Consider the following 18284-nt stretch of genomic DNA (forward strand, 5'->3'; position numbering starts at 1 on the left):
GTATATGGCAGATTTTCAGGCAACCCTGACTGGCGCACAGTAGCGCCATGAACACACTCGCGGACTTCTATCAAAACCTCGGTCTGGCCCTGTCCTTACTGGTCATCCTGACGTTCATCCTCGCCGGCCTGATCAAAGGCGTGATCGGCCTCGGCCTGCCCACTGTCGCCATGGGCTTGCTCGGTCTGGCTATGGCGCCGTCGCAGGCAGCCGCGTTGCTGATCATCCCGGCAACCCTGACCAATGTCTGGCAACTGGCATTCGGCGGGCACTTGAAAGGACTGAGCAAACGCCTCTGGCCGATGCTGCTGATGATTTTCCTCGGCACCGGAATAGGCACGTTATCGATCGGCATGGCGGGCGGGCATTGGGTGGTGCGGGGGTTGGGCGCGGCGTTGTTGCTCTATGCGTTGAGTGGTTTGTTTCTGCCAACGCTGAGCGTCAAACCACGCCATGAAGGCTGGCTGGGTCCGGCGTGCGGTTTGATCACCGGTGTAATCACCTCGGCCACCGGCGTCTTCGTGATTCCGGCGGTGCCGTACCTGCAAGCGCTGGGCTTGAATCGCGATCAACTGGTGCAGGCACTGGGCCTGTCATTCACCGTTTCGACGCTGGCATTGGCCGCAGGATTGCTCTGGCGTGGCGCCCTCGGTGGCGGCGAACTGAGTGCTTCGCTGCTGGCGCTGATCCCGGCCATTTTCGGTATGTTGCTGGGCCAATGGCTGCGCGAACGGATCAGCGCCGTGTTGTTCAAACGGGTGTTCTTTGTCGGTATGGGCGCGCTCGGCGCGCACTTGTTGATCAGCGGTTAGCCGAGGCTTCGCTGAGCATTTCGATCTGGCGGATATCGAAATCGCGCTCCAGATAGTCCATGCGCTGTTCAAAGAAAGCCTTCATGTGCGGCAAATTCGAATGCACGTCCAGGTGCGCCTGGGAGGCCCAGATCTCGTAGAAGATAAACAGCGTCGGATCTTCCTTATCACGCAGCATGTGGTACTCGATGCAACCTGGCTCGGCGCGGCTCGGTTCGACGTAGGCGCGAAACAGCGCTTCGAAAGCCTCGGATTGTTCCGGGCGGGTCTTGGCGTGCAGGATAAAACCCAAGCGTTCACTCATCACAACGACTCCTCACATTCAGAATGCCGCGGATGTTATTGCAACAATCGGCGATAGATTCGTGCTTTTTGGTCAAATGTATTTTGCGCAATCAGGCCTTATTCCGCGCGAGGCGGATCGTTAATCTGCCGCCATTCCAGTTTTCCTTCTCCATCCAGCCCAATGGCTGCGCCGAGGCTTTCTCATGAAAAAAGTGCTGTTGCTCAATGGCGGTAAAAAATTCGCCCACTCTGACGGTCGCTACAACGCCACCCTGCATGAAGCCGCGTTGAGCGTGCTGGATCGTGGCGGCTTCGATGTGAAAACCACCTTCATCGACGAGGGCTACGACGTTGCCGAAGAAGTGGCGAAATTTCTCTGGGCCGACGTGATCATTTATCAGATGCCCGGCTGGTGGATGGGCGCGCCATGGACGGTGAAAAAGTACCTCGACGAAGTCTTCACCGAGGGCCACGGCAGCCTCTACGCCAGCGATGGCCGCACCCGTTCCGATGCGTCGCAGAAGTACGGCAGCGGCGGTCTGATTCAGGGCAAGCAATACATGCTGTCGCTGACCTGGAATGCACCGCAGCAGGCCTTCGATGACCCGACGGATTTCTTTGAGGCCAAAGGCGTCGACGCGGTGTACTTCCCATTCCACAAGGCCAACGAGTTTCTCGGTATGACCGGGTTGCCGACGTTCCTTTGTGTGGATGTGATGAAGCGGCCGAACATCGAGGCTGATGTGGCGCGTTACGAGCAGCATCTGACCGAGGTGTTTGGTCTGAAGGCCTGAATGGTTTCGGGCTACTATCGGTGGTAACAGCGAAAGATCGCAGCCTGCGGCAGCTCCTACAGGAACCCATTTCCATGTAGGAGCTGCCGAAGGCTGCGATCTTGGCGATTTCAAAGAGGACACCCGTGAAAGCCAGATCCGATGAGTTGCAGATTTTCGTCTGCGTGATCGAATGCGGTTCGATTTCCGCCGCCGCCGAACAGGTCGGGCAAACGCCTTCGGCGGTCAGTCGCACATTGTCGAAGCTGGAAGCCAAGCTCGACACCACGCTGATCAACCGCACCACGCGGCGCATGGATCTGACCGAAGAGGGCAAGTATTTCTTCGAGCAGGCCAAGCTGATTCTCGATCAGATGGAACAACTCGAAGAACGCCTGTCCTCGCGCCAGCAAACGCCGTCCGGGCGCCTGCGGATCAACGCCGCGTCACCGTTTATGCTCCACGCAGTGGTCCCGTACATCGACGAATTCCGCCGTCTCTATCCGGACATCCAGCTCGAACTCAACAGCAATGACCTGATCATTGACCTGCTGGAACAAAGCACCGACATCGCCATCCGTATCGGCACCCTTGCTGACTCGACGCTGCATGCGCGCTCGCTCGGTTGCAGTCCGCTGCTGATCGTCGCCAGCCCCGCCTACCTGAAAAAACATGGCGCGCCGCAGCAGGTCGCGGACTTGAGCGAACACACCTTGCTCGGCTTCACTCAGAACGAAGGCCTCAACCAATGGCCGCTGCGCTACGTGCACGGTGACCGCTGGCCGATCAACCCGGCGATCGGCGCCTCCAGCGGCGAGACCGTGCGCCATCTGGCGCTGGAAGGGCAGGGCATCGCCTGCCTGTCGCACTTCATGACCATCGATGACATTCGGGCCGGGCGCCTGAAAGTCCTGCTCGGAGAATTCAACAGCGGCTATCGCCAGCCGATCAACGCCGTGTACTACCGGAACTCGCAACTGGCGTTGCGCATTCAGTGTTTCCTCGACTTTATCCAGAGCAAACTCGCCGCTTACGCCAGCGCCGATTTCAAGGGCTGATTCGTGACCTCTGCGCAAGAGTGAATTGGTCGAGGGCGGGTTTTTCCCTCGGACCCACAGGCCGATACTCGACCCATCACTTATTCACGCAGGGAGTTTCTCCATGAACGTATTCGTCACCGGCGCTGCCGGTTTTATCGGCGGCTCCATCGCTAGCGCTCTGGTCAAGGCGGGGCATCAAGTCACCGGTCTGGTGCGCAACCCTGAACAAGCGGCTGAGCTCAAGGCGCTGGGCATGACCCCGGTCATCGGCACCCTCGACGACAAAGCATTGCTCGCCGAACAGGCCCGTGCTGCCGACGCAGTAATCAACGCCGCCAGCAGCGACCATCGCGGCGCCGTCGAAGCATTGCTCGATGCTTTGCGCGGTTCCAGCAAAGTGTTCCTGCACACCAGCGGTTCGAGCATCGTCGGCGATGCATCGGGCGGCAAGTCCAGCGATGTCATCTACTACGAAGACAACTTGCCAGAGCCGACTGTCGACAAAGCTGCGCGCGTGGCAATCGATAACCTGATCCTCGCAGCGGCGAACGACGGCGTGAACTCGGCGGTGATCTGCAACACGCTGATCTACGGCCACAGCCTGGGCGTTATCCGCGACAGCGTGCAATTGCCGCGTCTGCTCAAACAGGCGCGTAAAAGCGGCGTGGTGCGCCACGTCGGCACCGGCCAGAACATCTGGTCCAACGTGCACATCGAAGACGTCGTCGCCCTGTACCTGCTGGCGCTGACCAAGAACGTACCGGGTACTTTCTACTTCGTCGAAAGCGGCGAAGCATCGTTCATCGACATGACCACCGCCATGGCCGAAGCCCTGAACCTGGGTCAACCGCAAGACTGGCCGTTGCAAGACGCCGAAGCCGAATGGGGCTACGAAATGGCCAACTACGGCCTCGGCTCCAACAGCCGCGTACGCGGCAAACACGCCCGCGAACTGCTGGGCTGGGCACCGAAACGCACGTCGGTGGTTGAATGGATTCGTAACGAAATGGTGTGATGGGTGTTTAAGCCCCACCGGGCTTTGTTATCGCCCTTTAGAACGGCTGCCATCGGGCAGCCGTTTTCGTTTCGGGCTTTGCGCTTGTGTCACGCCAGACCTATGGTGCTCTGAACATTGCCAGTTCAGCAGGGACAAGGATGATTAACCGTTATGACGCAGAAGGGGCGCAAAGCAGCTTTCAGCCCGGCTCGAATGAGCAAGTGCTGAGCAATAAACTGGGAATTGTCGAACCCGAAGACATGGATGATGCAGAGCTGGTTCTGTTGGAAAAGCTCTACCAATCGGTACTTATCGAGCATTTGCCTGATCGGTCACTGACTGTTCAGGATTTGAAGGATTGGCATCGACACTGGCTCGGGAACATCTATCCATGGGCGGGTGATGTGCGCGCGGTAAATTTGGGCAAGGATGGATTTTTCTTTGCTGCTGCGCCGCAAATTCCTCGATTGCTCAATGGATTTGAAAGGGACTGCCTGGCGAAATACACGCCATGTCGGTCCGATCTGGACGAAAACCTGATTCGCGCCATTGCTGTAACGCACGTCGAGTTCATCCTTATTCATCCCTTTCGCGAAGGTAACGGACGCTTGTCGCGATTACTGGCGGATGTCATGGCCGTTCAGGCGGGCTACGTGCCGCTGGACTACAGCAGTTGGGAGCGAAACAAAGAGGCTTATTTTGCAGCCATCAACCAAGGGCTTAACTGCAACTACGAACCCATGGAGTATTGGGTCCGGCAGGCATTGTGGACTTGAGGCGGAGCTACTTGGCCAGGGACAAGTGCAGGAACTTGCTGGACCTGAGTTTGAGTTTGCGCTCAATGGTCTCCACGCTTTGACCCGTCTCGATGGCTGTCGAACTGGCAACTGCGCGAATCAACGTTTCGGTTGTCAGTTTTTTTTTGGTGCGAGGCGTGGGGCTCATGGCAGGGACTCCGCGGAGGTTGTCAGGCGAGTATAGCGCTTGGCTGGATTTGAAAAACATGTCTATGGCTGGGCACCGAAACGCACGTCGGTGGTTGAATGGATTCGTAACGAAATGGTGTGATCCGTACGCTACGTCAGGTTTTGCGCATTCTGTCTGGAAGAATGCGATCAAACTGTAGGAGTGAGCCTGCTCGCGATAGCGGTCATTCAGCCAATGATGATATTGACTGTTACGACGCAATCGCGAGCAGGCTCACTCCTACAGGGGGCCGTGTTGGCTGTAAAAGTATGTAAATCCCGCCCCGCTATTTTCATTAATCACGACAAGACATATCCATCAGCGACACGCCTTGCCTCTCCACGAAAATTACTTTCATGTGGTTTGAAATCTCGATCTCGAAATGATTTATGAGTTTCACAACCCATTCGAACGTGACCCTTTCGAGGAGTACCGCATGACGCCTTCCTTCGGCTATTGGCTGCTGGTCTATGCCGCCGTCGCCATCATTGCGCTGATCGTGTTGATTGCCCGTTACCGGCTCAACCCGTTCATTGTCATCACCCTGATTTCCATCGGCCTGGCACTGGTGGCGGGGATGCCGCCGTCGGGTGTGGTAGGGGCGTATGAGGCCGGGGTAGGCAAGACGCTGGGGCATATTGCGCTGGTGGTCGCGCTGGGGACGATGCTTGGCAAGATGATGGCCGAGTCCGGTGGCGCCGAGCAGATGGCGCGTACGCTGATCGACAAGTTTGGCGAGAAGAACGCGCATTGGGCGATGGTCTGCATCGCCTTTCTGGTCGGGCTGCCGCTGTTCTTCGAAGTCGGTTTTGTGTTGCTGGTGCCGATTGCGTTTACCGTGGCACGGCGCGTCGGCGTGTCGATTCTGATGGTCGGCCTGCCGATGGTCGCCGGCCTGTCGGTGGTGCATGCGCTGGTGCCGCCGCACCCGGCGGCGATGCTCGCGGTGCAGGCTTATCAGGCGTCGGTCGGGCAGACCTTGCTGTATGCGATTGCCATCGGCATTCCGACCGCAATCATTGCCGGTCCGCTGTACGCCAAATTCATCGTGCCGCGCATTCAACTGCCGGCAGATAACCCGCTGGAAAAACAATTTCTCGACCGCGAACCGCGCGACAAACTGCCGGGTTTCGGCATCACCATGGCGACCATTCTATTGCCGGTGGTGCTGATGCTGATCGGTGGCTGGGCCAACCTGATTTCCACCCCGGGCAGCGGTTTCAATCAGTTTCTGTTGTTCATCGGCAACTCGGTGATCGCGCTGCTGCTGGCGACCTTGTTGAGTTTCTGGACGCTCGGCATCGCCCAGGGTTTCAACCGCGAATCGATTCTGAAATTCACCAACGAATGTCTGGCACCTACCGCCAGTATCACCTTGCTGGTCGGTGCTGGCGGTGGCTTGAACCGCATTCTGGTCGACGCGGGCGTCACCGATCAGATCGTCGGCCTCGCTCATGAGTTTCACCTGTCGCCGCTGATCATGGGCTGGTTGTTCGCGGCGTTGATGCGCATCGCTACAGGCTCCGCGACGGTGGCGATGACCACCGCATCCGGCGTGGTCGCACCAGTGGCCATTGGTCTGGGTTATCCACACCCTGAACTGTTGGTGCTGGCGACCGGCGCTGGCTCGGTTATCTTTTCCCACGTCAACGACGGCGGCTTCTGGTTGATCAAGGAATACTTCAACATGACGGTCGCGCAGACGTTCAAGACCTGGACCGTGCTCGAGACGCTGATCTCGCTGGTCGCGTTCGGCCTGACCGTCGGCCTTTCTTACCTGCTGTAACCGGAGCCCGCCGCCCATGGACATCCTCTACCAGATCCGCGCCCGCCAGGATTCCTTCAGCGCCGGCGAAGGTCGCATCGCCCGGCTGATGCTCGACGACGTCGGTTTTGCCGCCAGCGCCAGCCTCGAAGACCTCGCGCAACGCGCCGAAGTCAGCACCGCCACGCTGTCGCGCTTCGCCCGCACCGTGGGCTGCCGCGACCTGCGTGATCTGCGCCTGCAACTGGCTCAGGCCAGCGGCGTCGGCAGCCGTTTTCTCGACCCGGCGGGCACGCCTGAGCAGTCGGCGTTTTACGGGCAGATCGTCGGCGACATCGAAACCACGCTGCGCCAGCATCTGGCCGGATTCGACGAATCGCGCTTTGCCGATGCGGTGAAAATGCTCGGTCAGGCGCGGATGATTCACGCCTTCGGCATGGGCGGTTGCTCGACCCTGTGCAGCGACGAATTGCAGGTACGCCTGGTGCGCCTCGGCTACCCGATTGCCGTGTGCCATGACGCGGTGATGATGCGCGTCACCGCCGCCAGCCTGAACGCCGAGCAAGTGCTCATCGTCTGCTCGCTGACCGGCATCACCCCGGAATTGCTCGAGACTGTCGAGCTGGCGCGCAACTACGGCGCGCGCATTCTGGCGATCACCCGCGCCGACTCGCCACTGGCAGAACTGGCCGATATCGTCCTGCCGCTGCAAGGCGCAGAAACCTCGTTCATCTACAAACCGACGGCGGCCCGCTACGGCATGCTGCTCGCCATCGATGTGCTGGCGACCGAGCTGGCACTGGCCAATCCTGAAGACAATCAAGAACGTCTGCGGCGGATCAAACTCGCCCTCGACGAATACCGTGGCGGCGACGATCACCTGCCGCTGGGAGACTGACATGCTGTACGACACGCTGATTCGCAACGCCCTGATCATCGATGGCAGCAACATGCCCGGTTACCGCGCCGACGTGGCGATTCGTGAGGGCCGCATCGAGCGTATCGGTGACTTGCACAACGTCACGGCAACCGAAGAAATCGACGCCGCTGGCCGCGTGCTGGCGCCGGGTTTCATCGATGTGCACACCCACGACGACACGGTGGTGATTCGTCAGCCAGAGATGCTGCCCAAGCTCAGCCAAGGCGTGACCACGGTGATTGTCGGCAACTGCGGGATCAGCGCTTCGCCCGTGACATTGAAGGGCAATCCACCGGATCCGATGAACCTGCTCGGCACAGCGGCGGCATTCGTTTATCCACGCTTCAGCGATTACCGCGCGGCGGTGGAAGCGGCCAATACCACGCTGAACGTGGCGGCACTGATCGGCCACACGGCGCTGCGTAGCAATCATCTGGATGATTTGTTCCGTACCGCGACGCCAGAAGAAATCGCGGCGATGCGCGAACAGTTACGCGAAAGCCTTGAGGCCGGTGCGTTGGGTTTATCCACAGGTCTGGCGTACGCCAGCGCCTACAACGCCTCCACCGATGAAGTGATGCAACTGACCGAAGAACTGACGGCATTCGGCGCGGTGTACACCACGCACCTGCGCAGCGAATTCGCCCCGGTTTTGGAAGCGATGGACGAGGCGTTTCAGATTGGCCGTCACGCCAAATCGCCAGTGATCATTTCCCACCTCAAATGCGCCGGCGTCGGTAACTGGGGGCGCAGTCCGCAACTGCTCGCGTCGTTGGAAGAGGCCGCCAAAACTCACCCGGTCGGCTGCGATTGCTACCCGTATGCGGCGAGTTCATCGACACTGGATTTGAAGCAAGTCACCGACGCGCATCGCATCACCATCACCTGGTCGACGCCGCACCCCGAGGTCAGCGGCCGCGACCTGATCGACATCGCCGCCGAATGGAATCTGCCGCTGCTCGACGCCGCCAAACGCCTGCAACCGGCCGGCGCGGTGTACTACGGCATGGACGAGGCGGATGTACGAAGAATCCTCGCCCATCCGTTATCGATGGTGGGTTCTGACGGACTGCCCGAAGATCCCTTCCCGCATCCGCGCCTGTGGGGCGCTTTCCCACGGGTGCTCGGACATTTCAGTCGTGACGTCGGGCTTTTCCCGTTGCACACCGCCGTGCACAAGATGACCGGATTGTCGGCGGCGCGATTTGGTTTGAAGGAACGCGGTGAGATTCGTGAAGGCTATTGGGCGGATCTGGTGCTGTTCGATCCGGCAACAGTGCGTGATGTGGCGGATTTCAATGATCCGCAACGAGCGGCGCAGGGGATTGATGGCGTGTGGATCAATGGCGTGTTGAGTTACCAGGAGGGGCAATCTTCAGGACGCCATGCAGGACGGTTCCTCGCCCGTGAAGATGACCTGCGCAAAGGTTTTGTATAACCGCGCAGTTGCAGGTTTGCGACGTGGTCTGGATTTTTGTGCAGTGATGGCACATTGAAATTAAAGATTCCCTCGACCAAGCCGAATCGCTGACATTCAGTGGATTTGGCGTCTGTCGCCCCAGGGAGTTTCATGTACCGCGTTTGTTTGTTCGTAGCCGTCACATTACTGGCCGGTTGTGTCAGTCCACAAGCACGCCAGGCGGCGGAAGCCGAGACATTGTTCAAGGATATCCTCGCGCGTCCATTGGTCAGTGATTCGGTTATGCGCGAAGGCAATATCCTGACGTTCCAGATCAGTCAGTCCGGCAACGCGCAAGCGGCGGCAGGCGTGGTTTTTCAGATGGAAGCCTCCTGCGCGGCCGACCGTGCCAACTTGCTGTATCTGGGCGGCGGCGTTCGGATGTATCCGGGGCTCAATGGTCACCAGTACTCGATCGGTCGAGCAATGCCGGCCAACGTGCTCGGGATGTTGAAAAACAACCCTGACTTCATCAAGGCGTGTGCCAGCACGCCGGCGTCGGATTGGCGAGTGGTCAAAGGCAGCGGCGAGGAGCAATGGGTATTGTTTGATCGCAACAGTCTCAAGAAGGACGGTTCCGAACTGAGATTCTGGGCGGCTTACGATAACCCCTTGATTGGATTCGATGCGCCCTACGACGCTCCCTATGCGCAGAAGCGCGAGCGTTACGCAGTCGATTGTGGCAAGCAGACCTACCGTGTGGTGGCGGGCTACGATCTGGATGCCGACAACACTGTCACGGATGGACAGGACGCGATTGCACTGACCTCCAATGCAATCAGCGGCAGCAACGACGACTACGAGCTGCTGTTCAAACTGGTCTGTGAAAAACCCGAATCGGCAGCGCAACTGCCCAGGTTCGTTGCCCGCGCAAAGAAAAGCGTTCCAGTGACTCTGCCAACGCTTACCCCGGCAGTGACATCAGCCATCAAACAACTGAACATGCCGGACGCCGTTAAACCGCTCAACTATGTGGAAAGCACGGGCCAATCGAATTACCAGGGCAAGACTATAGATATGCGCGAAGTGCGCCGCTTTGAAATCGATAGCGCCTCGCAGCAACTGAGTCTGCATTTGTCGGGCGCCAATTATGAGAGCGATGCCGTGACCTTTCGCGGGCTGCTGGATCTAGCGAAATTGAGCCGTTTCAGCGTCTCGAAGGGGCCCTCGATGAAAGACACGTCCAGTGTCATCAACCTAAGCTTCAGCGGCGACTGGCAGCATATGCCGGTCAACGGACACTTGGCCTACAAAGCCACGTTCAGCCGCACTAACTCGGTGCTCGGCAAAGTCGACGAGCGCCAGGAAAACAACAACTGCACCGTTGTTCGCGAACTGTCGGCGAGCCAACTCAATTCAACCTTGAGCGGCTCGGCCAAAGAGTTGAGGTGCAGTAAAGAAGGCGATGAGTACAATCGGGTCAACACCTACTACTACTTGTCGGATTATGCTTACTTCTTCTTTGCACGCACCGACAAGAACCGTTTTTTCTACAGCGATCTGGTACTCAAGACGCTGCGTTGATCCGGCCATTTGGCCCGTTCAGACGGGCCTTTTCCATAGGCGAGAGCACTCCCATGAGCTTCGGCAAAACCACCCCGATCCTGCGGATTTTCGATGAAGCCAAAGCCGTAGAATTCTACGTCGACTTCCTCGGCTTCAAGATCGACTGGCAGCACCGTTTCGAGGCGAACTTCCCGTTGTATCTGCAGGTGTCCCGTGGCGAGTGTGTGCTGCACCTGTCCGAGCATCACGGCGATGCAACCCCCGGTTCGGCACTACGCATCGAAACCGATGAGCTGGAGGCGTTTCAGCAGCAGTTGGTGGCCAAGGATTACAAGTTTTCGCATCCGGGTATTCAGGCGATGCCGTGGGGGAGCCAGGACATGACGATCGTTGATCCGTTTGGTAATCGGTTGGTGTTTACCAACGCGATTTGTCTCTGAGCTGAAAAGCCCCTCACCCTAACCCTCTCCCGGAGGGAGAGGGGACCGATTCGGGGATGCTTGAGAGATGCACCGACCTGAACCTGTTCGGTCGAATCCATAATCGACTCGGACATTCAGGTCGATGTCTAGCGCCAGACAACTCGGTCGGCCCCCTCTCCCTATGGGAGAGGGCTGGGGTGAGGGGAAAATGGCACACCGCAAAAAGAAGCCCGCCACCTAACCATCACAGTTGGGGCAGCGGGCTTTTTCGTTACTCGGTCGGCACTAACCTGTCCAACACGCGATTGACGGCCATTTCCGCCACCATCACCACTTGCGCAATACCCTGCAGCGTCTTGCGGTGTGTGCCTTCAACCTGCGCGGCATGGTTGTTGAGCATGACGGTCGCCGAACCAAGAGTTTCGCTGGCGTCGGCCAGCAGGGATTCGGTGCCTGCCTCGGGGTTGGCCATGTACAGCGTGTTGGGGGAGTAGGGCGTGGCCATGAGGTCGGCGTTCGTCGGACCGAGGTAGTGGTCGAGCGCGCGCTCGGCGGCTTCGTGGAATTTCTTTGAATCGACGGATTCGTAGGGGGAGGCCGGGTCGGTGACCGGCGGGTTTGGCGTTACTTTGAACATGGGAGCGTACCTTTTAAAGCCGCATCCATTTCGCCGCTAAGCAAAAGGGAGGCAGCTGTGCGCAAGTTAGCGGACCGGTCGCATCCCACCCCGGCGCACCCGAAGGTGCCATGCGCACAGCCACCATCAAACGCAGGCAAATACCTGACTGGATGATACTCGTGCAGCGGGGAGCGAATGTAGCCGAGCCGCTAAGCTCGATCACTGGGAATCAGTGACGCAATCAAGTTACGCAGCATGCTCCGGGCGCACAAGCCGGCGGATTCTGGCGCAGGCGTAGGTTACGGCGCAAGGATTTGTGGGCTGTTTCGCGTAACGCTGAGTGTCTTTAAACACCTGTGATGCGGGATGTTTATTGCGCTCAAGTATCGAGGATTTACCTGTAGGAATTGGGTGCTGCAGTTGGCGCATTCGCGAGCAAGCCCGCTCCCACAATGGATCTGCAGTGAACATCGAATTTGTGAGCCGCCGAGATCTACTGTGGGAGCGAGCTTGCTCGCGAAGGGGCCAGAATAATCACCCGCGATGCATCTGCCGAAACTCCCCCGGCGGCATCCCGCGCCGACTCTTGAACGTGCGGTGAAACGAGCGGGGTTCGGTAAACCCCAGATACTGCGCAATGTCCTGAATCGGCAAGGTGCTATTGAGCAAATAATGCTCAGCCAGCTCCTGACGCAAATCATCAAGAATCTGCTGATACGACGTCCCCGCCTGATGCAATTGCCGCTGCAACGTCCGCACGGAAACAGCGAGCTGTTCGGCGACCTGCTCCTTGCGCGGCAACCCCTCCTTAAGCAACTGCCGCAGAATGTTCTTCACCTGCTGCTCAAGCGACGCATCCTCCAGCGTCGCCATCAAGCCCAGCGCATGTTCTTCCAGCGTTCGCAGCAACTGCGCATCGGCCTGTCGCAACGGCAGCTGCAAATACGCCAGCGGCACGACCAGCGCCGAATACGGCTGATCGAACAACACCGGGCAATCGAAAAACGCTTCGTACTGCGCTGGCGTGGCCTCGGCCGGGCATGGATGTTCGAGCCAAACTCCGGCCGGCGACATCTGCGTGTCGGCGATCCAGCGCGCATAGTGCAGCCATGACCCCAGCACGTTTTCCACCAGATGCCGACGAATCCGTGGACGCTGATAGCGGCAGGTCCAGATCAGATGCACATGGCCGTCCTGCACCTCGGCACGGCTGACGCCCATGTCGCCGACCAGTTTCTCGAACGGCATGATCCGGCTCATCGCATCGCCCAGTGTCGCGCAGTTCATGGTGATGTAGCCGAGCACGCTCCACGAATTGGGCAGGACGAAATTCGCCGCGTTGAGCCCGAACAGCGGATCGCCCGAGTGTTCGCAAAAATAATCCAGCAAGCGTTCATGCGCTTCACCGGGCAAACGCAGGGTGTTGTCGCTCAACTGCTGCGCCTGCAAACCTGCTGCCGCCAACGCCGGCTCGATGGCCATGCCCAGTTGTTCGGCGTGGCGCAGGTATTTGAGCAGGGGCGGAACCGAGGTGTAGCCGAGCGATTGCATGATCCCATTCCTTTGATCAACGGCAGCGGAGGCGGACGAAATAGCCTGAAAGGTAATTTGAAACCCCGACTAAAGTAAATGGCTGACGCTTGCGCGACGTTTGACTCAATTGGCTACACGAACTGGCCGGATGCGACCGTGACACTTGGCGGCCGCTGGCTAGTATGGAGGCCTGAAATATCACTGATCTGACGGTAAGAAGGACACACGCATGCGACGCTGGAACGGCTGGGGAGATGCAAGCACGGTGGTCGAACTGCCGGCCCAGGGCGCGGAGTTTCTTCATGAGCGCCTGGGCGAGGGGCGCGCGCTGCCCGATGCAACGCTAGAGGCGGCGCTGGCGCGTGTGCCGAATTCGCGGTTGCAGGCGCACACTTTGTACAGCGTCGATGCCCATGATCGTTTGCTGCATGCCCGAGGCCAGAGCCTGCCGGACTGGCTGGCGCTGCGCGAAGGTGCGCTGGGCCATTATCCCGATGCGGTGGCGTTTCCCGAGACCGCTGAGCACATCCGCCAATTGCTGGCGCTCGCCCATGAACAAGACGTGTGCCTGATCCCGTATGGCGGCGGCACGTCGGTGGCCGGGCACATCAATCCGTCTGAGTCGTTGCGGCCGGTGGTGACGGTGTCGCTGGCGCGGATGAACCGCCTGATCGACCTCGATGAACAGAGCCTGCTGGCGACGTTCGGCCCCGGCGCGAGTGGGCCGCAGGTCGAAAGTCAGTTGCGTGCGAAAGGCTACACGCTGGGGCATTTTCCGCAGTCCTGGGAGCTGTCGACGCTGGGCGGTTGGGTCGCCAGCCGTTCCAGCGGTCAGCAGTCGCTGCGCTATGGCCGGATCGAGCAGTTATTCGCTGGCGGAACCCTGGAAACCTTCGCCGGGCCGCTGGAGATTCCAACCTTCCCGGCCTCTGCCGCCGGGCCTGATCTGCGCGAAGTGGTGCTGGGTTGCGAGGGCCGTTTCGGGATCATTTCCGAGGTCCAGGTGCGGGTCAGTGCGCTGCCTGCCGATGAGCGTTTCTACGGTGTATTTCTGCCCTCTTGGACCAAGGCACTGCAAGCCATCCGCCAATTGGCTCAGGCGCGCGTTCCGCTGTCGATGCTGCGCCTGTCCAACGCCGTGGAAACCGAAACGCAACTGGCGCTGGCCGGTCATCCGCAACAAATCGCCTGGCTGGAAAAGTATCTGAAACTGCGCGGCGCCGGTGCGGGCAAGTGCTTGCTGACCTTCGGCGTGACCGGCAATCGTCGGCAAAACGCGCTGTCGCTGAAACAGGCGCGACAACACCTCAAGGCCTTCGGCGGCGTGTTCACCGGCACCTTGCTCGGCAAGAAGTGGGCGCAGAATCGCTTCCGTTTCCCCTACCTGCGCGAGAACCTGTGGAACGCCGGTTACGTGGTCGACACCCTCGAAACCGCCACCGACTGGAGCAATGTCGACCACCTGCTCAACCTCGTTGAAAGCAGCCTGCGCGAGGCCTTGGCCGCCGAAGGCGAGCGCGTGCACGTGTTCACCCACCTGTCCCACGTCTACGGCGAAGGTTCGAGCATCTACACCACTTACGTGTTTCGCCCAGCAGCGGATTACCCCGCGACGCTGGCACGCTGGAAAGCGCTGAAACACGCGGCGAGCCAGACCATCGTCGACAACCACGGCACCATCAGCCACCAGCACGGTGTCGGCAAGGATCACGCGCCGTACCTGCTGCGCGAGAAGGGCGCACTGGCGATGGACACCTTGCAGGCGCTGAGCAAACACTTCGATCCGGCCGGGCGCCTCAACCCCGGCACACTGCTGCCGGAGTGACGGCCATGAGTCAGGACTGGAACGCCGCGTGGCGCCAGCAGACTCTGCCGACGCTGGCCGAGGAAACCTGGGATCTGATCGTCATCGGCGGCGGTATCAGCGGCGCCGGCATCCTGCGTGAAGCGGCGCGTCGAGGCTGGCGCTGTCTGCTGCTGGAACAGCGCGATTTCGCCTGGGGCACCTCCAGTCGATCGTCGAAAATGGTTCACGGCGGTTTGCGTTACATCGCCAAGGGCCAGTGGCGCCTGACTCGTGATTCGGTGCGCGAACGTCAGCGCTTGCTCGACGAAGCGCCGGGGCTGGTCGAGCCGATGAGTTTCATGATGCCGCACTATCGCGGCGGCTTTCCCGGGCCTCGGCTGCTGGGTGGTTTGTTGAGTGTTTACGATGCTTTGGCCGGACGTCGCAGCCATCGTTTTCATGATGCACAACAGCTTCGATATCTGGCGCCGGGCGTGAGGGAGAATGACCTGCTCGGCGGCACCAGTTTTGTCGATGCGCTGACCGACGATGCACGGCTGGTGATGCGCGTGTTGAGCGAGGCGCGGGCCGATGGCGCTGTCGTGGTCAATGGCGTGCGCGTCGAACAACTGCTACGTGAAAACGGCCGAGTGTGTGGCGTTCAGGTCGAGGATTGCGAGGCCGGTTCGTCACTGCGATTGCGCTGCGACGTGCTCGCTGTGGCCACCGGCGCCTGGGCTGAACGCTTGCGCCCGCCAGCGGCGCCCCGGCAATTGCGGCCGTTACGCGGTAGTCATTTATTGTTGCCGGGTTGGCGTCTGCCGGTCGCACAGGCGTTCACTTTCATGCATGAGCGCGACCGGCGTCCGGTGTTCGTTTTCCCGTGGGAAGGCGCGACGGTGGTCGGCACCACGGACCTCGATCATCGTGAGGATCTCGATCAGAGCGCGAGCATCAGCGGCGAAGAACTCGACTATCTGCTGGCGGCTTGCACGCAACAGTTTCCCGGAGCGCAAGTGAACGCTTCGGACGTGCTGTCGACATGGTCGGGCGTACGTCCGGTAGTCGGCAGTGCGGCGGGCAATCATCAAGACAAACCGTCGAACGAAACCCGCGAGCATGTGCTGTGGCAGGAGCCCGGTTGCGTGACCCTGGCTGGCGGCAAACTGACCACGTTTCGCCCGCAAGCCATCGAAGTGCTTAAGGCCTGCGCGGCGATGCTCGAGCGTCCTTTCGTTGACGACGCCGCGCCAGTGTTTGCCGCTGTGCCTGCGCTGGCGATCCCTGAATTGAGCAACCATCAGTGGCGACGCCTGGCCGGACGGCATGGCCGCGACCTGCCGAGGCTGGCGCAACTGATCAAAGAAGTCAGCCACGAAACGGTCGGTGCTACGGACACGTTGTGGGCAGAACTGGCCTTCGCCAGCGAAGCGGAAATGGTCTTGCACCTCGACGATCTGCTCCTGCGCCGCACGCGTCTGGGCCTGCTGTTGCCGCGCGGTGGCGAAGAGTATTTCGCCGCCATCCGCCAACTCTGCCAGCCACGACTGGGCTGGAGCGACGAACACTGGCAGCAGGAAGAACAGCGTTATCGGGCGTTGTGGCAACGCCATCACGGTTTGCCGGATGCCACGCCTTGATGCCCCCAGAAGAGAGCTCCATGGATAACCACCCGAACAAGCGTTACCTGCTGGCCATCGACAACGGCACCCAGAGCGTGCGCGCGCTGCTCTTCGATTTGCAGGGCAATCTGCTTGGCAAAGGCAAGGTCGAGTTGCAGGCGTATTACTCGACGCAACCGGGCTGGGCCGAGCAGGATCCGGAGTATTACTGGGCGAAACTCGGTGAGGCGTGTGAGCAGGTCTGGCAGCAAACGGGGATTGATCGCGCGCAGATTGCCGGTGTTTCCCTGACCACGCAGCGCGGCACGGTGATTAACGTCGATGCCGAGGGCAAGCCATTGCGTCCGGCGATTCTGTGGCTCGATCAACGTCAGAGCGAGGTCGAGGGCGGCATCAAAGGGCCGTGGGGCTGGCTGTTCAAACTGGTCGGCGCCCAGGCGACTGTGGATTATTTTCGTGCTCAGGCTGAGGCGAACTGGATCGCTCAGCATCAGCCGGAAGTCTGGGCGGCAACAGACAAGTTTTTGCTGCTGTCCGGGTTTCTCACCCATCGCCTGTGCGGGCGTTTTGTCGACTCTGTGGGTTGCTGCGTCGGCTACCTGCCGTTCGACTTCAAACGCCTGAAATGGGCTGCGCCGAGTGACTGGAAATGGCAGGCGCTGGCGGTGCACCCCGAGCAATTGCCGAGCCTGCACAAACCCGGTGAAACCCTCGGCTACATCACCGCTGAAGCCGCTCGCCACACGGGCATTCCCGAAGGCTTGCCGCTGATTGCGGCGGGCGCTGACAAGGCGTGTGAAGTGGTCGGTGCCGGCGTGGTCGATGCGGGTACGGTGTGCCTGTCTTACGGCACCACGGCGACGATCACCAGCACCCGCTCGCGCTATCTGGAAATCGTCCCGTTGATCCCACCATATCCATCGGCGGTGCCGGATCAGTACAACTGCGAGGTGATGATTTATCGCGGTTACTGGATGGTCAGTTGGTTCAAGAACGAGTTCGGGTTGCGCGAGATGCAGCAGGCGAAAGAGCAGGGTATCGAGCCTGAGCAGTTGTTCGATGCACTGGTTGATGCGGTGCCGCCGGGTTCGATGGGCTTGATGCTGCAACCGTATTGGTCGCCGGGGATTCGTGAGCCGGGTGTCGAGGCGAAAGGCGCGATGATCGGCTTCGGCGATGTGCACACCCGTGCGCATATTTATCGGGCGATTCTGGAAGGGCTGGCGTATGCGTTGCGTCAGGGCATGGAGAATATCGAGCGGCGTTCGAAGGTCTCGATCAAGCGGTTGCGCGTGGCCGGTGGCGGCTCGCAGAGTGATGCGGCGATGCAGCTGACGGCGAACATTTTCGGCCTGCCGGCGGAGCGTCCGCATGTGTATGAGGCGTCCGGTCTGGGCGCGGCGATTTGTTGTGCGGTGGGGTTGGGACTGCACGCGGATTTCCCCACGGCCATCGCGGCGATGACTCGGGTGGGCGCGGTGTTCACCCCGCAGCCCGAGGCTCAGAAAATCTATGAGCAACTGTACAAAGAGGTCTACCTGCGCATGTACCGCCAGCTTAAACCGCTGTATCAAAGCATCCGCAAAATCACCGGTTACCCCGCCTGAAAGAACACTGTAAATCCCCCTGTAGGAGCTGCCGAAGGCTGCGATCTTTTGATCTTGTTTTTTAAGATCAACGTCAAAAGATCGCAGCCTTCGGCAGCTCCTACAGGGACCGTATTGCGATTCGATGTGGCGCCATCGGAGACTTTTTCTGGTGAGATCGGACAGTGCCAGCG

Annotated in this window: 16 protein-coding genes; 13 read left to right on the forward strand and 3 right to left on the reverse strand. The window is 59.9% G+C overall.

The genetic code is table 11. The features are described 5' to 3' along the window. The first annotated feature begins 47 nt into the window (after positions 1-47). The gene (locus AC0ZWN_RS16195; RefSeq protein ID WP_476335730.1) at positions 48-812 is read left to right on the forward strand and encodes a sulfite exporter TauE/SafE family protein; all 765 of its coding nucleotides are present in this window, start codon (positions 48-50) and stop codon (positions 810-812) included. On the opposite strand, the gene AC0ZWN_RS16200 is transcribed toward AC0ZWN_RS16195, so the two are convergent. Next, complete coding sequence (locus AC0ZWN_RS16200) at positions 802-1116, reverse strand: putative quinol monooxygenase (RefSeq protein ID WP_093442320.1); 315 nt, start codon at positions 1114-1116, stop codon at positions 802-804. The genes AC0ZWN_RS16195 and AC0ZWN_RS16200 overlap by 11 nt on opposite strands. Positions 1117-1300: 184 nt before the next feature. Here AC0ZWN_RS16200 and mdaB point away from each other — a divergent pair, with 184 nt between their 5' ends. From mdaB to AC0ZWN_RS16245, 9 genes are all read left to right on the forward strand, one after another. After that, positions 1301-1891 (forward strand): NADPH:quinone oxidoreductase MdaB, encoded by a 591-nt coding sequence (gene mdaB, locus AC0ZWN_RS16205; RefSeq protein ID WP_095051031.1) that lies wholly within the window; start codon positions 1301-1303, stop codon positions 1889-1891. A gap of 125 nt (positions 1892-2016) precedes the next feature. Further along, positions 2017-2928, forward strand: coding sequence for a LysR substrate-binding domain-containing protein (locus tag AC0ZWN_RS16210; protein WP_476335732.1), 912 nt, complete (start codon positions 2017-2019; stop codon positions 2926-2928). A gap of 103 nt (positions 2929-3031) precedes the next feature. Next, the gene (locus AC0ZWN_RS16215) at positions 3032-3925 is read left to right on the forward strand and encodes an NAD-dependent epimerase/dehydratase family protein (protein WP_476335733.1); all 894 of its coding nucleotides are present in this window, start codon (positions 3032-3034) and stop codon (positions 3923-3925) included. Positions 3926-4065: 140 nt separating this feature from the next. Next, positions 4066-4683 (forward strand): Fic/DOC family protein, encoded by a 618-nt coding sequence (locus tag AC0ZWN_RS16220; protein WP_476335735.1) that lies wholly within the window; start codon positions 4066-4068, stop codon positions 4681-4683. 626 nt (positions 4684-5309) lie between these two features. Continuing rightward, positions 5310-6659, forward strand: coding sequence for a GntP family permease (locus tag AC0ZWN_RS16225; protein WP_166220365.1), 1350 nt, complete (start codon positions 5310-5312; stop codon positions 6657-6659). A gap of 16 nt (positions 6660-6675) precedes the next feature. Next, positions 6676-7536: a MurR/RpiR family transcriptional regulator gene (locus AC0ZWN_RS16230; RefSeq protein ID WP_093442302.1), complete on the forward strand. Its 861-nt coding sequence runs from the start codon at positions 6676-6678 to the stop codon at positions 7534-7536. Between the two features lies 1 nt (position 7537). Next, positions 7538-8995, forward strand: a complete 1458-nt coding sequence (locus AC0ZWN_RS16235) for an N-acyl-D-amino-acid deacylase family protein (RefSeq protein ID WP_476335738.1) — start codon at positions 7538-7540, stop codon at positions 8993-8995. Positions 8996-9127: 132 nt separating this feature from the next. Further along, complete coding sequence (locus AC0ZWN_RS16240; protein ID WP_476335739.1) at positions 9128-10540, forward strand: hypothetical protein; 1413 nt, start codon at positions 9128-9130, stop codon at positions 10538-10540. A gap of 53 nt (positions 10541-10593) precedes the next feature. Beyond that, positions 10594-10962, forward strand: a complete 369-nt coding sequence (locus AC0ZWN_RS16245; protein ID WP_095051026.1) for a glyoxalase superfamily protein — start codon at positions 10594-10596, stop codon at positions 10960-10962. A 253-nt stretch (positions 10963-11215) separates the two neighbouring features. Here AC0ZWN_RS16245 and AC0ZWN_RS16250 read toward each other — a convergent pair whose 3' ends face one another. Together AC0ZWN_RS16250 and gliR are read right to left on the reverse strand one after the other, a co-directional pair. Beyond that, a complete protein-coding gene (locus AC0ZWN_RS16250) occupies positions 11216-11581 on the reverse strand; it encodes a DUF6124 family protein (RefSeq protein ID WP_476335740.1) in 366 nt (121 codons plus the stop codon). A gap of 516 nt (positions 11582-12097) precedes the next feature. Continuing rightward, positions 12098-13114: an AraC family transcriptional regulator GliR gene (gliR, locus tag AC0ZWN_RS16255; protein ID WP_320335843.1), complete on the reverse strand. Its 1017-nt coding sequence runs from the start codon at positions 13112-13114 to the stop codon at positions 12098-12100. A 211-nt stretch (positions 13115-13325) separates the two neighbouring features. Here gliR and AC0ZWN_RS16260 point away from each other — a divergent pair, with 211 nt between their 5' ends. The 3 genes from AC0ZWN_RS16260 to AC0ZWN_RS16270 are packed head-to-tail and all read left to right on the forward strand — an operon-like array spanning position 13326 to position 18111. Further along, entirely contained in the window at positions 13326-14921 is a 1596-nt protein-coding gene (locus tag AC0ZWN_RS16260; RefSeq protein WP_476335743.1) for an FAD-binding oxidoreductase, read from the forward strand. Between the two features lie 5 nt (positions 14922-14926). After that, positions 14927-16522 carry a glycerol-3-phosphate dehydrogenase/oxidase gene (locus tag AC0ZWN_RS16265; RefSeq protein ID WP_476335744.1) on the forward strand — a complete coding sequence of 532 codons (1596 nt, stop codon included), beginning with the start codon at positions 14927-14929 and terminating at the stop codon, positions 16520-16522. 20 nt (positions 16523-16542) lie between these two features. Further along, entirely contained in the window at positions 16543-18111 is a 1569-nt protein-coding gene (locus tag AC0ZWN_RS16270) for an FGGY-family carbohydrate kinase (RefSeq protein WP_476335745.1), read from the forward strand. Positions 18112-18284: the final 173 nt, after the last annotated feature.

The sequence above is a fragment of the Pseudomonas sp. 3B-A001-10F genome, assembly GCF_056313565.1.